Origin of the sequence: Desulfomicrobium macestii (assembly GCF_014873765.1) — a bacterium.
GTDB lineage: Bacteria > Desulfobacterota > Desulfovibrionia > Desulfovibrionales > Desulfomicrobiaceae > Desulfomicrobium > Desulfomicrobium macestii.
Genome location: NZ_JADBGG010000011.1, coordinates 20,248 through 40,706, shown reverse-complemented (window position 1 = coordinate 40,706; position 20,459 = coordinate 20,248). Strand labels below are relative to the sequence as shown.

21 protein-coding genes and 4 tRNA genes are annotated in these 20,459 nt (G+C 53.6%); all 25 read right to left on the bottom strand.

The genetic code is table 11. From position 1 onward, the window contains the following. Positions 1–3: 3 nt before the first annotated feature. Positions 4–474 carry a 30S ribosomal protein S7 gene (rpsG, locus tag H4684_RS08735; RefSeq protein WP_092190619.1) on the bottom strand — a complete coding sequence of 157 codons (471 nt, stop codon included), beginning with the start codon at positions 472–474 and terminating at the stop codon, positions 4–6. An 18-nt stretch (positions 475–492) separates the two neighbouring features. After that, positions 493–864 carry a 30S ribosomal protein S12 gene (rpsL, locus tag H4684_RS08730; RefSeq protein ID WP_092190617.1) on the bottom strand — a complete coding sequence of 124 codons (372 nt, stop codon included), beginning with the start codon at positions 862–864 and terminating at the stop codon, positions 493–495. Positions 865–952: 88 nt separating this feature from the next. Then, entirely contained in the window at positions 953–5,155 is a 4,203-nt protein-coding gene (gene rpoC, locus H4684_RS08725; RefSeq protein ID WP_192623471.1) for a DNA-directed RNA polymerase subunit beta', read from the bottom strand. 57 nt (positions 5,156–5,212) lie between these two features. Then, a complete protein-coding gene (rpoB, locus tag H4684_RS08720; RefSeq protein ID WP_192623470.1) occupies positions 5,213–9,304 on the bottom strand; it encodes a DNA-directed RNA polymerase subunit beta in 4,092 nt (1,363 codons plus the stop codon). A gap of 196 nt (positions 9,305–9,500) precedes the next feature. Then, the gene (rplL, locus tag H4684_RS08715; protein WP_092190610.1) at positions 9,501–9,884 is read right to left on the bottom strand and encodes a 50S ribosomal protein L7/L12; all 384 of its coding nucleotides are present in this window, start codon (positions 9,882–9,884) and stop codon (positions 9,501–9,503) included. Positions 9,885–9,911: 27 nt separating this feature from the next. Next, positions 9,912–10,430: a 50S ribosomal protein L10 gene (gene rplJ, locus H4684_RS08710; protein ID WP_092190900.1), complete on the bottom strand. Its 519-nt coding sequence runs from the start codon at positions 10,428–10,430 to the stop codon at positions 9,912–9,914. A 102-nt stretch (positions 10,431–10,532) separates the two neighbouring features. Next, on the bottom strand, positions 10,533–11,237 hold the full coding sequence (rplA, locus tag H4684_RS08705) for a 50S ribosomal protein L1 (RefSeq protein ID WP_092190608.1): 705 nt from the start codon (positions 11,235–11,237) through the stop codon (positions 10,533–10,535). 15 nt (positions 11,238–11,252) lie between these two features. Beyond that, the gene (gene rplK / locus H4684_RS08700; protein ID WP_092190606.1) at positions 11,253–11,675 is read right to left on the bottom strand and encodes a 50S ribosomal protein L11; all 423 of its coding nucleotides are present in this window, start codon (positions 11,673–11,675) and stop codon (positions 11,253–11,255) included. Positions 11,676–11,700: 25 nt separating this feature from the next. Next, entirely contained in the window at positions 11,701–12,243 is a 543-nt protein-coding gene (nusG, locus tag H4684_RS08695; protein ID WP_092190604.1) for a transcription termination/antitermination protein NusG, read from the bottom strand. A 12-nt stretch (positions 12,244–12,255) separates the two neighbouring features. Continuing rightward, positions 12,256–12,489, bottom strand: a complete 234-nt coding sequence (gene secE / locus H4684_RS08690) for a preprotein translocase subunit SecE (protein ID WP_161949068.1) — start codon at positions 12,487–12,489, stop codon at positions 12,256–12,258. Positions 12,490–12,512: 23 nt separating this feature from the next. Continuing rightward, positions 12,513–12,588 (bottom strand) — tRNA-Trp (locus tag H4684_RS08685). A gap of 52 nt (positions 12,589–12,640) precedes the next feature. Continuing rightward, the gene (rpmG, locus tag H4684_RS08680) at positions 12,641–12,790 is read right to left on the bottom strand and encodes a 50S ribosomal protein L33 (RefSeq protein WP_081434452.1); all 150 of its coding nucleotides are present in this window, start codon (positions 12,788–12,790) and stop codon (positions 12,641–12,643) included. Between the two features lie 3 nt (positions 12,791–12,793). After that, positions 12,794–13,987 carry an elongation factor Tu gene (gene tuf, locus H4684_RS08675; RefSeq protein ID WP_092190599.1) on the bottom strand — a complete coding sequence of 398 codons (1,194 nt, stop codon included), beginning with the start codon at positions 13,985–13,987 and terminating at the stop codon, positions 12,794–12,796. A gap of 105 nt (positions 13,988–14,092) precedes the next feature. Further along, a tRNA-Gly gene (locus H4684_RS08670) sits at positions 14,093–14,168 on the bottom strand. Between the two features lie 65 nt (positions 14,169–14,233). Next, positions 14,234–14,319, bottom strand: a tRNA-Tyr gene (locus tag H4684_RS08665). A gap of 6 nt (positions 14,320–14,325) precedes the next feature. Further along, positions 14,326–14,401: transfer RNA gene (locus H4684_RS08660), tRNA-Thr, on the bottom strand. Positions 14,402–14,493: 92 nt separating this feature from the next. After that, positions 14,494–15,417, bottom strand: a complete 924-nt coding sequence (gene lpxC / locus H4684_RS08655) for a UDP-3-O-acyl-N-acetylglucosamine deacetylase (protein WP_092190597.1) — start codon at positions 15,415–15,417, stop codon at positions 14,494–14,496. 124 nt (positions 15,418–15,541) lie between these two features. Next, the gene (gene prmC / locus H4684_RS08650) at positions 15,542–16,384 is read right to left on the bottom strand and encodes a peptide chain release factor N(5)-glutamine methyltransferase (RefSeq protein ID WP_225940338.1); all 843 of its coding nucleotides are present in this window, start codon (positions 16,382–16,384) and stop codon (positions 15,542–15,544) included. Positions 16,385–16,408: 24 nt separating this feature from the next. Next, a complete protein-coding gene (gene prfA / locus H4684_RS08645; protein WP_092190593.1) occupies positions 16,409–17,470 on the bottom strand; it encodes a peptide chain release factor 1 in 1,062 nt (353 codons plus the stop codon). Positions 17,471–17,507: 37 nt separating this feature from the next. Further along, positions 17,508–17,717 (bottom strand): 50S ribosomal protein L31, encoded by a 210-nt coding sequence (rpmE, locus tag H4684_RS08640; RefSeq protein WP_092190591.1) that lies wholly within the window; start codon positions 17,715–17,717, stop codon positions 17,508–17,510. Positions 17,718–17,815: 98 nt separating this feature from the next. Beyond that, positions 17,816–18,460, bottom strand: a complete 645-nt coding sequence (locus H4684_RS08635; protein WP_092190589.1) for a redox-sensing transcriptional repressor Rex — start codon at positions 18,458–18,460, stop codon at positions 17,816–17,818. 91 nt (positions 18,461–18,551) lie between these two features. Further along, positions 18,552–18,875 (bottom strand): ATP synthase F0 subunit C, encoded by a 324-nt coding sequence (gene atpE, locus H4684_RS08630; RefSeq protein ID WP_092190587.1) that lies wholly within the window; start codon positions 18,873–18,875, stop codon positions 18,552–18,554. Between the two features lie 60 nt (positions 18,876–18,935). Beyond that, positions 18,936–19,640 carry a F0F1 ATP synthase subunit A gene (gene atpB / locus H4684_RS08625; protein WP_015774960.1) on the bottom strand — a complete coding sequence of 235 codons (705 nt, stop codon included), beginning with the start codon at positions 19,638–19,640 and terminating at the stop codon, positions 18,936–18,938. Between the two features lie 2 nt (positions 19,641–19,642). After that, the gene (locus H4684_RS08620; RefSeq protein WP_092190585.1) at positions 19,643–20,047 is read right to left on the bottom strand and encodes a hypothetical protein; all 405 of its coding nucleotides are present in this window, start codon (positions 20,045–20,047) and stop codon (positions 19,643–19,645) included. After that, the gene (locus H4684_RS08615; protein WP_225940335.1) at positions 20,031–20,393 is read right to left on the bottom strand and encodes an AtpZ/AtpI family protein; all 363 of its coding nucleotides are present in this window, start codon (positions 20,391–20,393) and stop codon (positions 20,031–20,033) included. The genes H4684_RS08620 and H4684_RS08615 overlap by 17 nt, the downstream gene beginning before the upstream one ends. Positions 20,394–20,459 lie beyond the last annotated feature (66 nt).

The following is a 20,459-nucleotide window of genomic DNA, read 5'->3' as shown; positions in this document are numbered from 1 at the left end:
CTTTTACCAGCGGTAATGAGCAAAAGCTTTGTTGGCTTCTGCCATTCGATGGGTGTCTTCACGCTTCTTGATGGCACCACCGCGATCGTTATAAGCATCCAGAAATTCAGCCGCCAAACGCAAAACCATGCCTTTCTCTCCGCGAGTACGGGCATAGTTTACCAGCCAACGGATAGCCAATGCTTCCTGTCGTGCCGGGCGGACTTCCATGGGAACCTGATAGGTGGCGCCACCGACTCGACGGGATTTGACTTCCATCTGCGGCTTCACCTTTTCAATGAGCTGCTCGAAAGCCCTCAGCGGCTCGCTGTCGGTGCGCTTTCCAAGTTCTTCAATGGCATCATAGAATATCGTTTCGGCAACGCTTTTCTTGCCGTCATACATCATCTGGTTCACAAATTTTGTGACCACCCGGCTTCCGTACTTCGGATCCGGCAGCACTTCACGCTTTGGCGTGGCTCCCTTGCGAGGCATACGTCAATCTCCTTGTACCTATTTAGGACGTTTGGCTCCGTACTTGGAGCGGCTCTTCCGGCGATCCTGAACACCGGCCGCATCCAACGTACCTCTGATAATGGTATAGCGGACACCGGGCAGATCCTTTACGCGGCCGCCGCGGATCATGACCACTGAGTGCTCCTGCAGATTGTGCCCTTCACCGGGAATGTAGGATGTCACTTCAATTCCATTGGTCAGACGCACTCTGGCCACTTTCCGAAGAGCGGAGTTCGGCTTCTTGGGCGTCGTGGTGTAGACGCGCACGCAAACTCCCCGGCGCTGCGGGCATTCCTGCAGCGCGGCTCTCTTTTTGCCTTTCACCTGGAGGACCCGTGCTTTACGGACCAACTGATTAATAGTGGGCATTTCAAACTCCATTAATAAACATTTTGAGAAGGGGGTTCATAATTGAACTCCCTCCCCCTGTCAACTCAACTGCCGAGACAATAAAAAGTTATTGTCCCATGAAAAACGGATCTTTCTCCAAATCTTCCAGGAACTTGTCTGGGCTTTCCGGCTGATCCGGAACCACAATTCCATTTTCGATATAAGATCTGAACCCGGTTCCGGCGTTGACCAATCTGCCGACAATGACATTTTCCTTGAGGCCGTAGAGGTAATCCTTTTTACCAATCAACGCGGCTTCGGTCAGCACCTTTGTCGTCTCCTGGAAGGACGCCGCGGAGATGAACGATTCCGTGGACAAGGATGCCTGCGTGATTCCGAGCACCAGCGGCTCGGCAGTCGCCGGCAGCATCCCGGTGCCTACGCACTTGGCGTTGATGTTGGCAAACTTGGCCTTATCGACCTGTTCGCCCATGAGCAGACCTGTCTCGCCCGGATCGATGACCAGCAATTTCTTGAGCATCTGGCGGACGATGATCTCAATGTGCTTGTCATTGATGTAAACACCCTGGAAACGGTACACGTCCTGCACTCCTTCGACCAGGTAAAAGGCCAGGTATTTTTCACCCTTGACCTTGAGCAGGTCGTGAAGATCCGGGGTGCCCTCTGTCAGCAGCTCTCCGCTCTCAACGAAGTCACCTTCACCAACACTGATATGCTTGCCTTTGGGAATGAGGTAGACGCGGGCGTCTCCCACTTCCGGCTCGACAATAAGCTTACGCTTGCCTTTGGAGTCGGGGCCGAAGCTGACGATACCGTCGATTTCGGACAGAATCGCCTGATCCTTGGGCTTGCGCACCTCGAAGAGTTCGGCAACGCGGGGCAAACCACCGACGATGTCCTTGGTCTTCATGGTTTCACGCGGCTTACGTGCGATGATGTCGCCCGGCTGGACCACATCACCGTCGTTGACCATGACGATGGCGCCAACCGGCAGTGCATAGGAAGTCTGAGTTCCCGTGTCCGGCTTGGTCTTGCAGACGCCATTCTCATCGCAAATGGAGATGCCTGGACGGAAGCTCGACGACCTGAATTCAATAACCGTCAGAGTCGACTTGCCCGTGGCTTCGTCTATACGCTCCTGAGCGGTGCGGCCTTCGATGATGTCCGTGAAATGGACAACACCCTCGACATCCGTGACGAAAGGCTCGTTGAAGGGATCCCATTCAGCCAGACGATCGCCTTTTTTGACTTCGGCACCGTTCTCAAAATACAGCTTCGCGCCGGAAGGCAACGCGTATTTTTCACGTTCGACGCCCTGATCATCGACAATGCGCAGCTGGCCGCTCTTGCCGAGAACCATGCGCTCCCCACGGTTATTGGTAACCGTCCGCACACGAGAGAGAACGATCCGACCCTTGTTCAGAGCCTCATACCTGCTCTGCTCGATTTCCTTGGAGGCGGTACCACCGATGTGGAATGTTCTCATGGTCAACTGCGTTCCAGGCTCACCGATGGACTGGGCGGCGATGATGCCTACAGCCTCACCGACATTGACCAGATGGCCCCGCGCCAGGTCGCGACCATAACACAGCGCGCACACCCCGTGCTTCGCCTTGCATGTCAGCGCGGAACGGATGGTGATGGTCGAGATGTTGCGCCGTTCGATCTCGGAGACAAATTCCTCGTTGATCATTGCATTGGCGGGGATGAAAACCTCGCCGGTTTCAGGATCAAGAATGTCGTACATGGCTGTCCGGCCAAGAACGCGCTCACTCAGACGCACGGTGATTTCACCGCTCTTGGTGACGTGCGTGAGCTCGATACCGTCAACCGTCTTGCAGTCATGCTCGCTGACGATGACATCCTGCACCACGTCGACCAGACGGCGTGTCAGGTAGCCCGAGTTCGCGGTCTTGAGCGCGGTGTCGGCGAGACCTTTGCGTGCTCCGTGCGTGGACGTGAAGTACTGCAGAATGGTCAACCCTTCACGGAAGGACGAGGTGATGGGCGTCTCGATGATTTCACCGGAGGGCTTGGCCATCAGACCACGCATGCCGGCCAGCTGGCGCATCTGGTCCTGATTGCCTCGGGCGCCGGAGTTGGCCATCATGAACACCGAGTTGAAGCTGTTGCAGCGCTCTTCCTTGAGCTTGGAAACTTCCCAACGCAGCGCATGCTTGACATGCGGGGAATCATCCTGCTTCGGGTTGAGCACGGTGTCGTACTTGAGCTCCCGCATCATGGCGTCGGCCACGTCATTGGTCGCCTTTGTCCAGACGTCAACGACCTTGTTGTATTTTTCCGTGCGGGTGATGATACCCTCGCGGTACTGCTGCTCGATATCCGAAACTTCCGTGTGGGAGCGGTCCAGGATGCCGGACTTGGCTGGCGGGATGGTCAGATCCTTCACGCCGACGGTAATGCCGGCCTGGGTCGAATACTCAAAACCCAAATCCTTGAGCTTGTCGCACAGAATGACCGTGGCCTTGGTGCCGGCCAGACGATAGGCTTCGCCCACCAGACGGCCGATAACTTTCTTGCTCATCTCGCGGTTGTACACCTCGAAAGGAACTTCCGTCGGCACGATCTCGCGGATGATGATTCTCCCGGGGGTGGTCTCGACCAATGCACCGTCGATGCGGACCTTGATCCGGGCATGCATCTCCACATGGTTTGCGTCAAAGGCGCAGATGACCTCATCGGGATCGGCGAAGATCATGCCCTCGCCACGCTCGAAAGGACGCTCCACGGTCAGGAAGTACAGACCAAGAACGATATCCTGCGAAGGCACGATGATTGGAGAACCGTTGGCCGGGGACAGAATGTTGTTCGTGGACATCATGAGCACGCGGCATTCGATCTGGGCCTCAACCGAAAGAGGCACATGCACGGCCATCTGGTCACCGTCAAAGTCGGCGTTGAAAGCCGTACACACCAGCGGGTGCAAACGTATCGCCTTTCCTTCGACCAGAATCGGTTCAAAGGCCTGGATGCCAAGACGATGCAATGTCGGTGCGCGGTTCAGCAGAATGGGGTATTCACGCACTACCTCTTCGAGGATATCCCATACGGCGATTTCCTCGCGCTCGACCATCTTCTTCGCGCTCTTGATGGTGCTGGCATAACCCCGCTCCTCAAGCTTTGAATAGATGAAGGGCTTGAAGAGTTCCAGAGCCATCTTCTTGGGAAGGCCGCACTGATGGAGTTTCAGATACGGGCCGACCACGATAACGGAACGTCCGGAATAGTCGACGCGTTTGCCGAGAAGATTCTGACGGAAACGGCCCTGCTTGCCCTTGATCATGTCGGACAAGGATTTGAGCGGACGCCCGTTGGTCCCGGTTATGGCGCGACCGCGGCGGCCGTTGTCGAAAAGGGCATCCACGGACTCCTGCAACATGCGCTTTTCATTGCGGATGATGATGTCCGGTGCGCCAAGCTCCAAAAGCCGCTTCAAACGGTTATTGCGGTTGATGACCCGGCGATACAGATCGTTCAGGTCCGACGTGGCGAACCTGCCGCCGTCGAGCGGAACTAGGGGGCGCAGCTCGGGCGGGATGATCGGGATCACGTCCATGACCATCCACTCGGGCTTGTTCCCGGATTCCAGAAATGCCTCGACGATTTTCAGCCGTTTGGCCAACTTCTTTTTCTTGGTCTGGGAGCGGGTGGACTGGGATTCCTCGCGCAATTCCACTCGCAGGCTCGCCAAATCAATTTCCTGAAGCAGGATCTTGATGGATTCGGCACCCATGCCGACCGTTATGGCGTTGTCGTCATAGTGATCGAGAATCTGAAAATACTGTTCCTCGGAAATGACCTGCTTCTTCAGCAAGGTCGTCTCGCCTGGATCCAGAATTATATATGAATCAAAATAAAGTACTTTTTCGAGATCGGCCATGGTCATATCAAGCAAGGTGCCGATCTTGGACGGAAGGGACTTCAAGAACCAGATGTGAGCGACCGGAGCGGCAAGTTCAATGTGCCCCATTCTCTCGCGCCTGACCTTGGAGGCAATTACTTCGACACCGCACTTTTCGCAGACAATGCCGCGATGCTTCATGCGCTTGTACTTTCCGCAGTTGCATTCGTAATCCTTTACCGGACCGAAGATCTTGGCGCAGAAAAGGCCGTCCCGCTCCGGCTTAAATGTACGATAGTTAATCGTTTCGGGTTTTTTTACTTCACCGAAAGACCATTCGCGAATCTTCTCCGGAGAAGCGACGTTTATTCCGATCGCTTTGAGATTCTGGCTATTGAAAGAGCTGGATGCACTGCCCCGTTGTGTAAAAAGATCATCAAGACTCATCGTGTATTCCTCTTGCTTTGGTCGAATTGCAATGCTGTGGCCGGTCTTGCCGAGGGATCATCTCTTCCTCGGGCGCTTCTTGTCGTCTTCCACGAGGGTGACTTCAAGACCCAGCGCCATCATTTCCTTGACCAATACGTTGAATGATTCGGGCATTCCGCTTTCGAGGAAATTGGATCCCTTCACAATCTTTTCATACATCTTCACACGACCGTTCACATCATCGGATTTGACCGTCAAAAACTCCTGCAGCAGATAGGCGGCGCCATATGCTTCCAGTGCCCAGACTTCCATTTCACCAAGACGCTGTCCGCCAAACTGGGCCTTGCCGCCGAGGGGCTGCTGGGTGACCAGGGAGTAGGGACCCGTCGAGCGGGCATGAATTTTTTCGTCAACCAGGTGGTGCAACTTCAAATAGTACATATAACCGACAGTGACCTTATTGTGGAAAGGCACTCCGGTGCGACCGTCAAAAAGCAGCGCCTTTCCATCTTCGGGCAGGCCGGCTCTCTTGAGCAGCGCCCAGATTTCACTCTCATCGGCGCCGTCAAAAACGGGAGTTTTCATGATAATGCCGCGATTAAGATCCCGGGCAGCTTCAATCACCTCGTCATCGGTCATGGTATCAAGCAGCGCCGAGGTCTCGGGAGAATCGAAAATGTCCTTGATCTCGCTGCGGACCTTGGCCACGCCTTCATCGACCATGGCCGCGATCTGCTGGCCAAGCGACTTGGCCGCCCAGCCCAGATGGGTTTCCATGATCTGGCCGATGTTCATTCGCGAAGGCACACCCAGAGGATTCAGAACCACGTCCATGGATGTTCCGTCGGCAAAGAAAGGCATGTCCTCTTCCGGCAGGATGTTGGAAACAACGCCCTTGTTGCCATGACGGCCGGCCATTTTGTCGCCGACATTGAGCTTACGTTTCACGGCCACATAGACCTTGGCCATCTTGATGACGCCCGGAGGCAGATCGTCGCCCTCGGTGACCTTGCCGCGCTTGCTTTCGTAGACGTCCTTGACGAACTTGAGCTGCAGGTCGAAATAATCGAGCTGCACTTTCACGGCCTCGTTAACGTCCTTGGCCGCGAATGCGCCCACAAGCTTCTTCAGCGGAATTTCTGCAAAAACATCTTCCTTGATGGGCTGGTTGGCCTCAAGAAGCACTTCGCCCTTGCGCTTGCCCATTATGGTCTTGGCTACGCTCTTGCCCTTGCATACCTCCCAGATCTTGCGCCGGGTGGTCTCGGTCAGGGCCGCAGCATGCTGTCTCTCGCGCACGTCAATGCGCTCAAGCTCGTAATTCTCGATCAAGTGTGTGCGCTCGTCCTTGTCTCCGGATCGGCGGTTAAAAACCTTGACGTCGATTACCGTGCCCTCGATTCCCGGCGGAACCTTGAGAGAGGTATTCTTCACGTCGCGGGCCTTGTCTCCGAAGATGGCTCGCAGCAACCGCTCTTCCGGTGTCAGCTGCGTCTCACCCTTGGGCGTGATCTTGCCGACCAGGATGTCGTCGGGCTTTACCCGTGCGCCAATGCGAATGATGCCGCTCTCGTCGAGATTGCGCAGCATTTCTTCGCCTACGTTGGGAATGTCACGGGTGACTTCCTCCGGTCCGAGCTTGGTGTCGCGGGCGAACACATCAAATTCCTCGATGTGGATGGATGTATAGACATCCTCCTTCACAACCCGCTCGGAAATCAGGATGGAGTCTTCGTAGTTGTAGCCGCACCAGGGCATGAACGCCACAAGCAGATTCTTGCCAAGCGCCAGCTCTCCGTTATGGATGGCCGGTCCATCCGCCAGAACCGCGCCCTTCTTGACCTTGTCCCCGATCTGAACCCGGGGTTTCTGGCCGAAGCAACTGTTCTGGTTGGACTTGTGATACTTCTGCACTTCGTAAAAACGAACGCCGCCGGCTTCCGGGTACAGATCGTCAGTATAGGAGACGATTACCCGGTCCGCGTCCACGTACATGATTTCACCGTCACCCTCGGCCAAGAGACAGCTTCCGGAATCCTGGGCGACCTTACCCTCGATGCCGGTACCGACAAGGGGCTCCTCGGTCACCAGAAGCGGAACCGACTGGCGCTGCATGTTGGAACCCATGAGCGCACGGTTTGCGTCATCATGCTCCAGGAAGGGGATCAGCGCGGAAGAAATGGAAACAATCTGCCCAGGAGAAATATCCATGAGCGTCACTTCCTCACGAAGAACGATGGCGAACTCGCCCTCGACCCGGGCCTCGACCTGAGCGTTGATGAACTGACGGTCATCGCCAAACAGGGCGTTGGCCTGAGCAATGATGTGTCCGCTCTCGGTGGAAGCCTCCATGTACTGGATCTCGTCGGAGACGAACCCATCCTTGACCACCCGGTAAGGCGTCTCGATGAAGCCGTAGTCGTTCACCAGTCCGTGCGTGGTCAGGGAGACGATCAGGCCAATGTTCGGACCTTCAGGAGTTTCAATGGGGCAGATGCGGCCGTAATGGCTCAGATGGACGTCTCGTACCTCGAATCCTGCGCGCTCACGCGTCAGACCGCCGGGTCCAAGAGCGGACAGTCGGCGCTTGTGTGTAACCTCGGACAGGGGATTGGTCTGGTCCATGAACTGGGAAAGCTGCGACGTGCCAAAAAATTCCTTCAGCACCGCAGTGACCGGCTTGGGATTGACCAGATCGTGCGGCATGAGCGTGGCTACTTCCTGCAGGCTCATGCGCTCCTTGATGGCGCGCTCCATGCGCACCAGTCCGATGCGGTACTGATTCTCCACCAGCTCGCCGACGGGACGCACGCGGCGGTTGCCGAGATGATCGATGTCATCAGCGGGTCCGTGCGAGTCCTTGAGCTGAATGAGCTTCTTGACCGACCGGAAGATGTCGTCATTGGACAAGGTGCGGTGGTCGATGGGCAGACTCAGATTCAGACGGGAATTGAGCTTATAGCGTCCAACTGGTGAAAGATCGTAATAATCCGCATTCCTGAACAGGTTGTCGAAGAAACTGGCGGAAATTTCGGCCGTGGGCGGAGAGCTGGGACGCAGACGCTTGTATATGTCGATCTGAGCGCTCTCCAAATCTTCGCACTTGTCCATGGCCAGGGTGTCGCGCAAACACGCCGACGCCTCGGCACCCGAGGAAAAGATCGCACCGAGTTCGGTAATGCCGGCGCTAAGACATTTCTCCACGGCGCTGGCGACAAAGGGGTCTCCGGCGCGCAGGATGACCTCGCCGGTAGCGGGGTCGACAATATCCTTGGCTGCATATTCCGTCTCAAGCGTATCGGGGCGAACTTCGTAATACTCGATTCCGGCTTTGATCATCCGCTTCCACATGCCCTTGGTCAGAGCCTTGCCGGCAGCGACAATCACCGTCCCGTCAGAGGTGACTACATCGGCATGGGCCAGTTCCTTGCGGAAGTTGTAATCCTCGACGCGACGCAGAACGGAGGTTCCTTCCAGCCGAAAGGTCTCCTTGGCGTAATAGTAGTCGAGGATATCCTCGCTGGTCATGCCCATGGCCTTGAGCAAAATCGTGGCGGGCATTTTGCGACGGCGATCGATGCGCACATACAGGATGTCTTTGTGATCAAAATCAAAATCCAGCCAGGACCCGCGCATGGGGATTATGCGACAGCTGTACAGGATTTTGCGGCTGGAATGAGTCTTGCCCGAATCGTGCTCGAAAATGATGCCGGGCGAACGCTGCAGCTGGTTAACAATGACGCGCTCGGTGCCATTGATCAAAAACGTTCCCTTCTGGGTAATGAGAGGGATCGTTCCGAAATATATGTCCTGCTCCTTGATGTCGTGGATGGTGCGACTGCCGGACGCCTCATCGACGTCGTACACGGCAAGGCGAACCTTGATCCGCAAGGGAGCTTCGAAAGTTAGACCCTTGGCGATGCATTCATCGACATCGTATTTTGGCTTGCCGATATCGTAGCTGACATATTCCAGGGTGGCCGTCTTATTGAAATCATGAATCGGAAAAACAGAACGAAAAACGCCTTCAAGACCGATATCCGTGCGCATGCTCGCAGGAACGTCGGTCTGCAGAAATTTATTATACGAATCAAGCTGAAGGCTTAAAAGATGAGGGATATCAATGGAATCTTTAATTCGTCCGAATTTCTTGATCAGTTTGTTCATCGTTTCCCCTCAGGAAATGGGATGTTGCTGGGCAGGCAAAGCGTTCTGGGACCAAAGGGAGAGAAGCTATGGTGAAAAATCACTCAGTCGCATATGCTGACGCTTAAGGCGTGGTGTTACACAAAAAGGCGTAAAGAGTGTAAGAGGTTTTTTTCCCCTTACACTCTTTACGAAAAGTCAAACAGAAAGCAAAAAACTACTTAATTTCAACCTTTGCACCAGCTTCTTCAAGCTGCTTCTTGGCGTCGTTGGCGGCGTCCTTTGCAGCGGCTTCCAGGATCACGGAAGGAGTCTCGTCGACTTTGGCCTTGGCTTCTTTCAGACCCAGGCTGGTCAGAGCGCGCACAACCTTGATGACACCAATCTTGTTGGCGCCGGCTTCGGTCAGGACGACATCGAATTCGGTCTTCTCTTCTTCAGCGGCTTCGGCAGCGGCTGCAGGAGCAGCGGCGAAAGCGGCAACGGGAGCTGCGGCGGATACGCCGAACTTCTCTTCGAGTTCCTTGATGAAGACGGAGAGTTCCAACACAGTCATGTTAGCAATAAATTCGACAACCTGTTCTTTGGTGATATCAGACATTTTATCCTCCTAAATATTAGCTTTGGCTCATTCTTCTTTTTTGTCTTTGAGAGCGGTCAGTACATTGACCATACCTCGAACAACATTGGCAAAGAGAGAAACGAAATTCTGCGGAACCGCGTTCATCGTACCCAGAACAGATGCAAGCAGCTGTTCGCGTCCGGGCAACTCGGAAAGGGCCTTAATGGATGCCTCTTCCAGGAACTTGCCTTCAAGACTGGCATAACGCACGGAAAACTTGTCGTTCTTCTTTGCAAACTCAACCAGGACCTTTGCAGCGACGACAGGGTCGTCATAACCGAAAGCCACGGCGCAGTTGTACTTCAAATGATCATTGAGTACCACATGCGGTCCTTCCATGAAAGCTTTCCGTGCCAGAGTATTCTTCACGACCTGATAGTCGCACCCCACCTCATGCAATTTTGCACGCAAGGGAGTAAGCTCTGCCACTTTGAGCCCATGGAAATCCGTGACAATGGCGATGCTCGCCTTGTCAGCCCTCTCCTTCAGGCCATCGATGATTTTTGCTTTTTCTGCCCTATTCACCACATACCTCTCTATAGCTAGGCAGACTGAGCCAAAGCAGTCTCAGCAGGATATTAAGGAAGATCCACCTGCATTCTCTGACTCATCTACTTGTTTTGAAACTTATTCACCCGCTTTGCGCAGGGAAGCAGCGTCAACCTTGACGCCCGGTCCCATAGTGGAGGACAGGGACACTGCCTTCACATACGTACCCTTGGCGGTGGAGGGTTTGAGCTTGATCAGCGCATCGATTACCGTGCGCAGGTTGCCAAGCAGCTTCTCGGAACCGAAGGATACCTTGCCAATGGGAGCATGGATAACGCCGGCCTTGTCCACACGGAACTCCACCTTGCCCGCGAGCAGTTCCTGAATGGCCTTCTCCAGCTCGACGGTGACCGTGCCGGTCTTGGCATTGGGCATGAGACCACGGGGTCCGAGGATCTTACCGATCTTGCCGACGTGTCCCATCATATCGGGAGTGGCTACGGCATTGTCGAATTCGAGCCAGCCGCCCTTGATCTTCTCGACGAGCTCATCTCCGCCTGCCGCAATGGCACCGGCGCTCAGAGCCTTTTCTTCGTTTTCACCCTTGCAGAAGGCGACCACGCGGACAGTCTTGCCCAGGCCGTGGGGCATGGATACAGCACCGCGCACCATCTGATCGGAGTACTTGGGATTGACTCCAAGATTTACTGCGACGTCAACGGTCTCGTCAAACTTGGCATACGAGCTTTTGAGAACCAACTCGACAGCTTCAGCCACATCGTACATCTTGAGACCATCGATGGCCTCAAATACTTTCTGAAATTTTTTTCCGTGCTTGGGCATAGCTCGCTTACTCCCTTATTCCACTTCAATTCCCATGCTGCGTGCAGTGCCCATAATGGTCTTGCATGCGGCATTCAGATCATAAGCCGAAAGGTCGGGCATCTTGATCTTCGCAATTTCCTCGATTTGAGCCATGCTCACCTTCCCAACCTTTTTCTTGTTGGGCTCACCAGATCCCTTTTGCAGCTTGGCAGCCTTGACCAAAAGCACTGCAGCCGGAGGAGTCTTGGTGATAAAGGTGAAAGAACGGTCGGAAAAGACCGTGATCTCAACCGGAATGATCGTACCCTTATCATTGAGAGTCTTGGCGTTGTACGCCTTACAGAACTCCATGATATTCACACCATGCTGACCCAAGGCAGGGCCCACCGGGGGTGAAGGGTTCGCAGCTCCTGCGGGAAGTTGCAGTTTGATTATTGCATTAATTTTTTTGGCCATAACACCACCTCATATCTAAAAATTATCAGCCTTTGGTCACCTGAACAAAGTCCAGCTCAACCGGCGTTTGTCTTCCGAAAATAGATACCGAGACACGCAATTTGCCTTTATCGTAATTCACATCTTCAACCGTGGCATTGAAATTTGCAAAAGGACCGTCAATTACACGGACGTCGTCACCACGTTCAAAATGAAATTTTGGCCTGGGCTGTTCTTTCCTGGTTTCGATTGTCGCCAGAATTCTCTGCGCTTCTTTATCCGTAAGCGGCACCGGTCGGCTTTTTCCGCCAATGAAGCCGGTTACTTTCGGAATGGACTGAATCATGTGCCATGAATCGTCCGTGAACACCATTTTGACCATTGCATAACCGGGATAAAACTTGCGCGTGGAGGTGCGCTTCTGCCCCTTGATCAGCTCAACCACTTTTTCCGTCGGAACAATCACGTCTTCGACCAAGCCCTTGGCCTGTCCGGTACGGATCATTTCCCTGATCGTCTGCTCCACCCGCTGTTCGAATCCCGAATATGTGTGAATTATATACCAGCGCGCCTTAGGTTCGTCGCTCATGATGGCCTCGCCTTAGGACAGAACGGCTGCAATGATTTTGGTCAGCACCAAATCCACAACGCCAAGAAAGAGTGCCATTACGACTACCAACAACAAAACCGCCGAACTGGTACTGATGGTCTCCTGCTTGTCAGGCCAAACAACTTTCTTCAGTTCCACTTTTGCTTGGTCAAAGAATACACGCAGATCAGTTAACTTCTGCATGATTCCTTGTTTTTGCAATTCTGCTTCGGCATTCTTTTTCATTATGTCCATCGCTAGTAAATGTATGGCAGGCCAGGAGGGATTCGAACCCCCAGCCCTCGGATTTGGAGTCCGATGCTCTACCGTTAGAGCTACTGGCCTGCGTGAGGGAAATTTTCAATGCAGATGCTGCTTGGGCAGCATCCGCATTACACTATTTAGATTCGCGATGCTTCGTGTGCTTTCCGCAAAAAGGACAGAATTTGCTCAGCTCAAGCTTCGTAGTCGTGTTCTTTTTGTTCTTCTGGGTAGCGTAGTTTCTACGCTTGCAATCACCACAAGCAAGAAGGATATTAATGCGCATTCTTTACTCCACGATTTCGGAAACAACACCAGCGCCAACGGTACGTCCACCTTCGCGGATAGCGAAGCGAAGACCCTTTTCCATGGCGATCGGGTTGATCAGATGCACATGGAAAGTCGTGTTGTCACCAGGCATGATCATTTCTACGCCTTCGTCCAGAGTCACCACACCGGTGATGTCTGTCGTACGGAAATAGAACTGAGGACGATAGCCGGAGAAGAAAGGTGTGTGACGGCCGCCTTCTTCCTTGCTCAGGACGTACACTTCGGCAGAGAACTTCGTGTGCGGGGTGATGCTGCCCGGCTTGGCCAGAACCTGGCCACGCTCGACGTCGTCACGCTTGATACCGCGAAGCAGGGCGCCGATGTTGTCGCCGGCCTGGCCTTCGTCAAGAAGCTTGCGGAACATTTCAACACCGGTGCAAGTCGTCTTGCGGGTGTCGGTGATACCGACGATCTCGACTTCCTCACCGACGCGGACGATGCCGCGCTCAACACGACCGGTGACGACTGTGCCGCGACCGGAAATGGAGAAAACGTCTTCGATGGGCATCAGGAAGGGCTTCTCGGTCTCGCGGATCGGATCGGGAATGTATGCGTCGCAGGCGTCGAGCAGCTCGAGGATGCACTTGGCCTCATCGGTGTCGGCGCTGTCACTCTCAAGAGCCTTCAGTGCGGAACCGCGGATGACAGGAACGTCATCGCCGGGGAACTCGTACTTGGACAGGAGTTCACGAACTTCCATGTCGACCAGTTCGATCAGCTCTTCGTCGTCAACCAAGTCAACCTTGTTCAGGAAAACCACGACATAGGGAACGCCGACCTGACGAGCGAGCAGGATGTGCTCACGAGTCTGGGGCATGGGACCGTCGGTGGCGGCGACAACGATGATCGCGCCGTCCATCTGGGCCGCGCCGGTGATCATGTTCTTGATGTAGTCGGCGTGACCGGGGCAATCCACGTGAGCGTAGTGACGCTTGGAGGTCTCGTACTCGACGTGCGCGGTGGCAATGGTGATACCGCGTTCCTTTTCTTCAGGAGCCTTGTCGATCTCATCGAACGCTACATAGGATCCACCGCCCTTGAGGCTCGCGATCTTGGTGATCGCGGCGGTCAACGTGGTCTTGCCATGGTCGATATGACCAATCGTACCAATATTGACGTGCGGCTTCTTTCTTTCAAATTTTTGCTTGGCCATACATTACCCCCTAATAAAATTACGAATTACTATATATGTATAAGTGAATGCTACTTAAGAAGAGATGAGGAAAAATGGAGGCGCAAGACTGGTGAGACGAGGAAATGGAGCGGGAAACGGGACTCGAACCCGCAACCCTCAGCTTGGAAGGCTGATGCTCTAGCCATTGAGCTACTCCCGCATTTCATCTCAGTAGTCAGGCGACAGCATGATCTCTGTCTCCTACTGGTTTTCACGGCTTCTTCTTGGTGGAGGGGGGAGGATTTGAACCTCCGAAGGCGTACGCCGACAGATTTACAGTCTGTTCCCTTTGGCCACTCGGGAACCCCTCCATCACCTGGAGCTGGCGATGGGACTTGAACCCGCAACCTGCTGATTACAAATCAGCTGCTCTACCAGTTGAGCTACGCCAGCCCGTGAGAACGAAGTCATTATGAGCATTCAATCTCAAAGGCAAGCATTATTTTTCAGGAAATTAAAAAAAGCGTCTTTCGACGCTTTTCGACTCAGGCCCAGGCAGGCACCCCTACAGGCACAAGCACCGGGTCAGGGCATTTGGCATGGCTTACAGTGTCTTCAAGAGCAACAAAATCCAGGAACTCTGACTGATTATCAAAAAGATAACGCATGAATCTGTTGTTGAAGTCATGACCGGAACAGGAGACTTCAAAATGACCCCAAATGCGATGACTTCCCACAGCTATATCACCCATGAAATCCAAAATTTTGTGGCGGACCATTTCGTCTGTGAAACGCAAGCCTTCAGGATTGACCACTCCGTAGTCGTCAAAGACAACCGCATTTTCGAGTGAACCGCCAAGAGCCAGACCGTTTTTCTGCAACCACTCAACATCTTTCATGAACCCGAATGTTCTGGCCCGGGCGATGCGGTGGGAGAAAGTAAGCGGAGTGGACTCGAAACTAAAATTCTGCGTGCCGATCTGCGGATGCGGGAAGTTGATTTGATAATCAATCTTCAAACCATTGAAGGGCTTGGCCACAACGCGTTTTCCGTCCTGTTCGAAAACAAGGGTACGCTTGATCTTGGCAACCTCGCGGGGACGATCGAGAACCCGGATCCCGGCGGAATTGATCAGGTACACGTATACGGAAGCGCTCCCATCGAGAATGGGGATTTCCTCTCCATCAACTTCGACTAGGACATTGTCTATTTCCAAACCGACCAGGGCGGCAAGAAGGTGTTCCACCGTGGAAACCTTGGCCCCCGCAGTGCCCAAAGTTGTGGCCAACCCTGTGCCTACGACCTTTCCAGGCTCCGGCACCACGACCTGTCGCCCGCTCTTGGTCGACAAGGAAAAAATGACCCCTGTATCGGCAGGCGCGGGCTTGAGAACCATCTCAACCTTCTGGCCGCTATGCAAACCGACGCCGGAGCATCGAACTTCTTTTCGTAGTGTAGTCTGTTTCATGACCAGCTGTTATCAAACTTCATGCCACAAATTCTGCAAACGCAACAACCCGAAATCAATCACGTTTAACCGAACTACACACATCCGCCTCAATGACAGTTCCTTTCAGACAACATATTAAGTGCTAAAAAACAACAATCGCCACTCGGTCCAGCCCAGCATAATCCTGCACGATACGCACATCCCTGGCGATCCCTGAAAACAACTCGGTCATGGCCTGTCCGTGGGTGTGGTCAATTTCGCACAGGAGCAGGGCTCCGGGCTTCATGGCGCCGCGAAGCGACAGAGCCAGGGCACGATAACAATCCAGACCGTCAGGACCGGAAAAAAGTGCGATTTCCGGTTCATGGCAAAGCACTTCCCGACTGAGTGATTCTCGCGTGGACAGGGGTACGTAGGGAAGATTTGCGAGCACGACATCGAAAACATCCGTGCGCAGAGATTCGAGCAGATCTCCTTGCAATAAGAGAATCCGGTCCGTGACATTGTGAAGCCGCGCATTCTTGCGTGCGACTTTTAGCGCATCAAAGGATATGTCAACCGCCACAATCCGAAAGTTGGGAAAAAGATTGGCACAGGATACGGCCAGGGCGCCGCTTCCAGTACCGACATCCAGGACCTTCAGGCATGAATCCTTGCCCAGCGAATCGAGCAAATGGTCGATAATCAGCTCGGTCTCGGGCCTGGGGATGAGTACCTCGGGGCCGACGTGGAAGGCAAATCCGTAAAATTCCCTTTCGCCAACAATGTACGCCACGGGCTCGCCGGCCATTCGCCGCCTGCAAAGTTCAGCCATCCGCAAGCGACATGGCTCGTCCACCGAGGCGCCACTCTCAAGGAGCATGTCGAGTCGGGAAATGCCAAGGACATGCGCCAGCAGAACCTGCGCGGACAGGCGGGGGGAATCAACACCGCTTTCAAGCAGCAATTTCTCCCAGTGCTCCAGTATTGATTTGCGGGACGGCATGGGCAAAAAAAAAGCCGAGTCTCCTCAGCTTTCTTTCATGGCTTCTGCTTGGTAATGCTGAACCAGACCATCAATGATGTCATCGATGTGACCCTCCATGGCCTGATCAAGATTATAAAGCGTGAGGTTGATGCGGTGGTCGGTCACACGCCCCTGCGGATAATTGTAGGTGCGAATGCGCTCGGAACGATCGCCCGAGCCCACCTGTGACTTGCGATTGTCGTCATAGGCCTTCTTCGTCTCATCCTGGGCGGCCTGAAGAAGACGGGAACGCAGCACTTTGAGGGCCTTGGCCTTGTTCTTGTGCTGCGATTTCTCGTCCTGACAAATGACGACCAGACCCGTGGCGAGATGGGTGATGCGGATGGCCGAGTCGGTCGTGTTGACCGACTGCCCGCCAGGACCGGAAGAACGGAACACATCCACCCGGATATCGGTCGGATCGATCTTCACATCGACTTCTTCAGCTTCCGGAAGAATCGCGACGGTGATGGCGGAAGTGTGAATGCGGCCCTGACTTTCGGTTGCCGGAACACGCTGGACCCGATGTGCACCCGACTCGAACTTGAGCTTGCTGTAAACATTGGTCCCGGAAACGGACGCAATAATTTCCTTGAAGCCTCCAGTCCCCGTGTCGCTGCTACTCATAACTTCCACACGCCAGGAATGCAGCTCGGCATAGCGCGAATACATCCTGAAGATATCGGCCACAAACAGGGCCGCCTCTTCTCCGCCGGTACCGGCACGGATCTCAAGGATGATGTTTTTCTCATCCAGGGGATCCTTGGGGGTCAAAAGCTGTTTGAGCAACCGCTCCTGCTCCCCGATCCTGGCTTTCAGAATGACAATTTCCGCCTGGGCCATCTCGCAAAGCTCGGGATCTGGATCCTTGGCAAGCTCCTGATTTTCAGCCATCTCGCGAAGCAATGTCTTGTAGAGCTCGAAAGCCTTGACGATCTCGTCAAGCTCAGCATGCTTTTTGGCGATTTTCCGATAGCGCTCCTGATCCTGAAAAATCTCAGGAGTACTCATTTCGCGCTCAAGTTCGCGGTACTTTGCCGCAAGACTTTCTAATTTATCGACCATGTGTATGCTGTGCTCGACGTCGGCTAAATTTCAACAATTATTTTGCCAGGCTGGCGTATTTCTTTCTGAACCTGTCGATACGACCGGCAGAATCGATAAAACGCTGCTCACCCGTGAAAAAGGGATGGCAATGCGAACAAATTTCAACATTGAGTTCTGCGCCAACTGTGGACTTGGTAGTGAACTCGTATCCGCAGGCACAACGTACCGCGGTTTCATAAACCTTGGGATGCAAATCTTTCTTCATGGGAAACCTCCAGTTTCAAAAGAGAGAGGACAACTAAACCACTCGGAGACGAATGGCAAGCCGAAATTCACGTAACCTGAATTGGAAAAAAAAGGGAGTTAGGAAAGGCCCTTGGCCTGATTTATCGAAATATTGAAGGCCACGGAAAAAATATGGTGCATGAAGTCCACGTATTCAACGGCAACATTTTCCGGAACCGAGATTCTGGCCGGCGCGAAATTCACGATGCCCCGCACACCCGCTTCAATCAGGTAGTTGGCGGCACGCTGCGCTCGTTCGGGAGGTGTCGTGATGATTCCTATTTCAATCTCGAGTTCGCTGACTTTTTCCTTGAGTCTGCGCGAACAGACGACCTCCAGACCGGCGACTTCCTCGCCAATCTTGAAGGGATCGCAATCAAAGGCTCCCACGAGAATAAACCCGCGACGCCTGAAAATGCCATGCCTGAGCAATGCCCGCCCCAGATTGCCGACTCCGACCAACGCGACATTCCATGTCCGGTCGATGCCAAGAGACTGTTTGATGGCGGTCAGCAAATCCTGAACATAGTATCCAACGCCTCGCACGCCGAATTCACCAAAATATGCCAAATCTTTTCGAATCTGCGAAGGATTTACGCCGCAAGCACGGGCCAGGCCGTCGGAAGATATGACGGAATCGCCCTCTTGAAGGAGCGTCTCCAAAACTTGTACGTAGACAGCCAATCGCTGAATTGTGGCGCGAGGTATGTGGGCGCTTTTCAAAATGACTCCAAACAATAACTTTGTGAGCTATTTCATTAAAATAGCCAAAAAAAGGGGGGAGGCTGGGCCTCCCCCCCTTTTTCGATCAGAGTTAGCCAACGAAGGGGTTGGCGAACAGCAGGATCAGGTTAACAACCAAGGCGTAGATGGCCAGGGATTCGATCAAAGCAAGACCGATCAGCATGGTCACGGTGATTTTGCCGGAAGCTTCGGGGTTGCGGGCGGTGCCTTCGCAAGCAGCCTTGACGGCGAGACCCTGAGCGATGCCACAACCAGCAGCGGCGATGGCCATTCCCAAGGAAGCAGCCCAAGCGATGGTGGAGATGACTTCAGGAGCAGCGTCAGCGGCGAAAGCGGAAGAAGCGACAGCTACCAGAGCGACAGTGGCCAGTACGGACAGAAAACCTTTACGCATGATTCAAAAACCTCCTAAAACGTATAATGATTAGTGGTCGAAAAGACCATTTCCCCCAAATTAGTGCGCCTCTTCGAATGCTCCCTTCAGATAAAGCATGGACAGCATGAAGAAGACCAAAGCCTGGATGACTTTCAGCAACATGAACAGGAAGTAAATCGGAACGGTGGATACGACCGGGGCCAGCATGAACAGCAGGACCAGCACGATTTCCTCACCCTTGATGTTTCCGAAAAGTCGCAAAGAGAGCGAAAGCATGCGTGCGAAATGCCCGATTACCTCGATGGGAAAGATAAGCGGAGCAAGCCACGGAACAGGCCCGGTGAAGTGATGGATGTAGTGGAATCCATGCAGCTTGAACCCCCAGTACTGGTAGTACACAAACACGAACACGGCCATGGCCAGAGTGGTGTTGATGTTCGCGGTAGGAGCGTCCAGGCCGGGCACCAGACCTTCGTAGTTGCTGAACAGGATGAAAATAAACAGGGTCGCAAGTACCGGGAAGACCTTTCGACCGTCTTCGCCCATGTTGGCAACGACAAAGTTCTCTAATGATTCGATGAGCAGCTCAAAAAAATTCTGCAACCCTTTAGGAACAAGGGAGAGTTTTTTCGTGGCCAATATGCCAAGAGCGATGAGCACACCCATGACCACCCACGCGTGGAGGACTTGGCCCGGTATCAAGCTGTGACCATGAGCGTCCACGAGACCAATGGCTTTTACTACTTCCTCTACTAAGAAAATTGGATGTAAATCCCCTGCCATTTTTACGCCTCCTTAGAAGTTTTCCCCAAAAATTGTGACATTCCCCAAAGCAAAATATTGATCAGCACAGTGGAAAATCCCATCAGCAGCCAGACACCGGAGGAACCCAGATGGGCGATCAGCACATAAAAGGCCAATGCCGTTATCATCAGGCGTCCGTAAAAGCTGAAAATCTGAACAACCACAGCACTTTTTTGCAAATAGACCAATTCCTGAATCAACTTGGCCAGCGCCAGAAAGTTGAGGGTTCCAAGCAGCACACCGGTTGCAAGGTCCAGGCCTTTCCAGCCAAAAGCCAGCGCCGGCAGGGCTCCAAGCAGAAAGTAAACCTGTCGCAACGCCATCTTGCGCACCTCCGGGACGTGAAATCCCCGGGCGTAGAGGACGCGCTCAATCTTCTTCTGCATTGTTGCGAGCATCGGCTTCCGCTTCTTTCTTCTGGATACGCTGCATTTCCCGAAACATGTTCCTGTATCCGGCGATGATGCCAAACACCAAAAAAATCAGCGTCAACCAAGGTTTTGTTCCGAAATATTTGTCGAGATAGTAGCCCATGGCAAAGCCCACTACCACCCCGGATACCAACTGAAGCCCCATCACCGAAGCAATACCCAGCGACTCGAAATGTTTGGAATTTTTCCTGTTAAAGAGCATATGTTCGTCTCGATGGGTTTTTGCTGTCCCAGATCGTTCGTGCAATAAATCACAAATCGAAGTCGGGGCTACCACACCCCCCAACTTCGCGTCAACCAAAGTTTTTCGCCTGATGAATTTTAAAACCCCTCCACCCATGCCCTGCGCGCACATCCATCAATTATT

Excerpts from the sequence above, each read along its gene's own strand:
- rpsG (WP_092190619.1), bottom strand. The coding sequence starts at position 474 with ATGCCTCGCAAGGGAGCCACGCCAAAGCGTGAAGTGCTGCCGGATCCG.
- rpsL (WP_092190617.1), bottom strand. The coding sequence starts at position 864 with ATGCCCACTATTAATCAGTTGGTCCGTAAAGCACGGGTCCTCCAGGTG.
- rpoC (WP_192623471.1), bottom strand. The coding sequence starts at position 5,155 with ATGAGTCTTGATGATCTTTTTACACAACGGGGCAGTGCATCCAGCTCT.
- rpoB (WP_192623470.1), bottom strand. The coding sequence starts at position 9,304 with ATGAACAAACTGATCAAGAAATTCGGACGAATTAAAGATTCCATTGAT.
- rplL (WP_092190610.1), bottom strand. The coding sequence starts at position 9,884 with ATGTCTGATATCACCAAAGAACAGGTTGTCGAATTTATTGCTAACATG.
- rplA (WP_092190608.1), bottom strand. The coding sequence starts at position 11,237 with ATGCCCAAGCACGGAAAAAAATTTCAGAAAGTATTTGAGGCCATCGAT.
- rplK (WP_092190606.1), bottom strand. The coding sequence starts at position 11,675 with ATGGCCAAAAAAATTAATGCAATAATCAAACTGCAACTTCCCGCAGGA.
- nusG (WP_092190604.1), bottom strand. The coding sequence starts at position 12,243 with ATGAGCGACGAACCTAAGGCGCGCTGGTATATAATTCACACATATTCG.
- secE (WP_161949068.1), bottom strand. The coding sequence starts at position 12,489 with ATGAAAAAGAATGCCGAAGCAGAATTGCAAAAACAAGGAATCATGCAG.
- rpmG (WP_081434452.1), bottom strand. The coding sequence starts at position 12,790 with ATGCGCATTAATATCCTTCTTGCTTGTGGTGATTGCAAGCGTAGAAAC.
- tuf (WP_092190599.1), bottom strand. The coding sequence starts at position 13,987 with ATGGCCAAGCAAAAATTTGAAAGAAAGAAGCCGCACGTCAATATTGGT.
- lpxC (WP_092190597.1), bottom strand. The coding sequence starts at position 15,417 with ATGAAACAGACTACACTACGAAAAGAAGTTCGATGCTCCGGCGTCGGT.
- prmC (WP_225940338.1), bottom strand. The coding sequence starts at position 16,384 with ATGCCGTCCCGCAAATCAATACTGGAGCACTGGGAGAAATTGCTGCTT.
- prfA (WP_092190593.1), bottom strand. The coding sequence starts at position 17,470 with ATGGTCGATAAATTAGAAAGTCTTGCGGCAAAGTACCGCGAACTTGAG.
- rpmE (WP_092190591.1), bottom strand. The coding sequence starts at position 17,717 with ATGAAGAAAGATTTGCATCCCAAGGTTTATGAAACCGCGGTACGTTGT.
- atpE (WP_092190587.1), bottom strand. The coding sequence starts at position 18,875 with ATGCGTAAAGGTTTTCTGTCCGTACTGGCCACTGTCGCTCTGGTAGCT.
- atpB (WP_015774960.1), bottom strand. The coding sequence starts at position 19,640 with ATGGCAGGGGATTTACATCCAATTTTCTTAGTAGAGGAAGTAGTAAAA.
- H4684_RS08620 (WP_092190585.1), bottom strand. The coding sequence starts at position 20,047 with ATGCAGAAGAAGATTGAGCGCGTCCTCTACGCCCGGGGATTTCACGTC.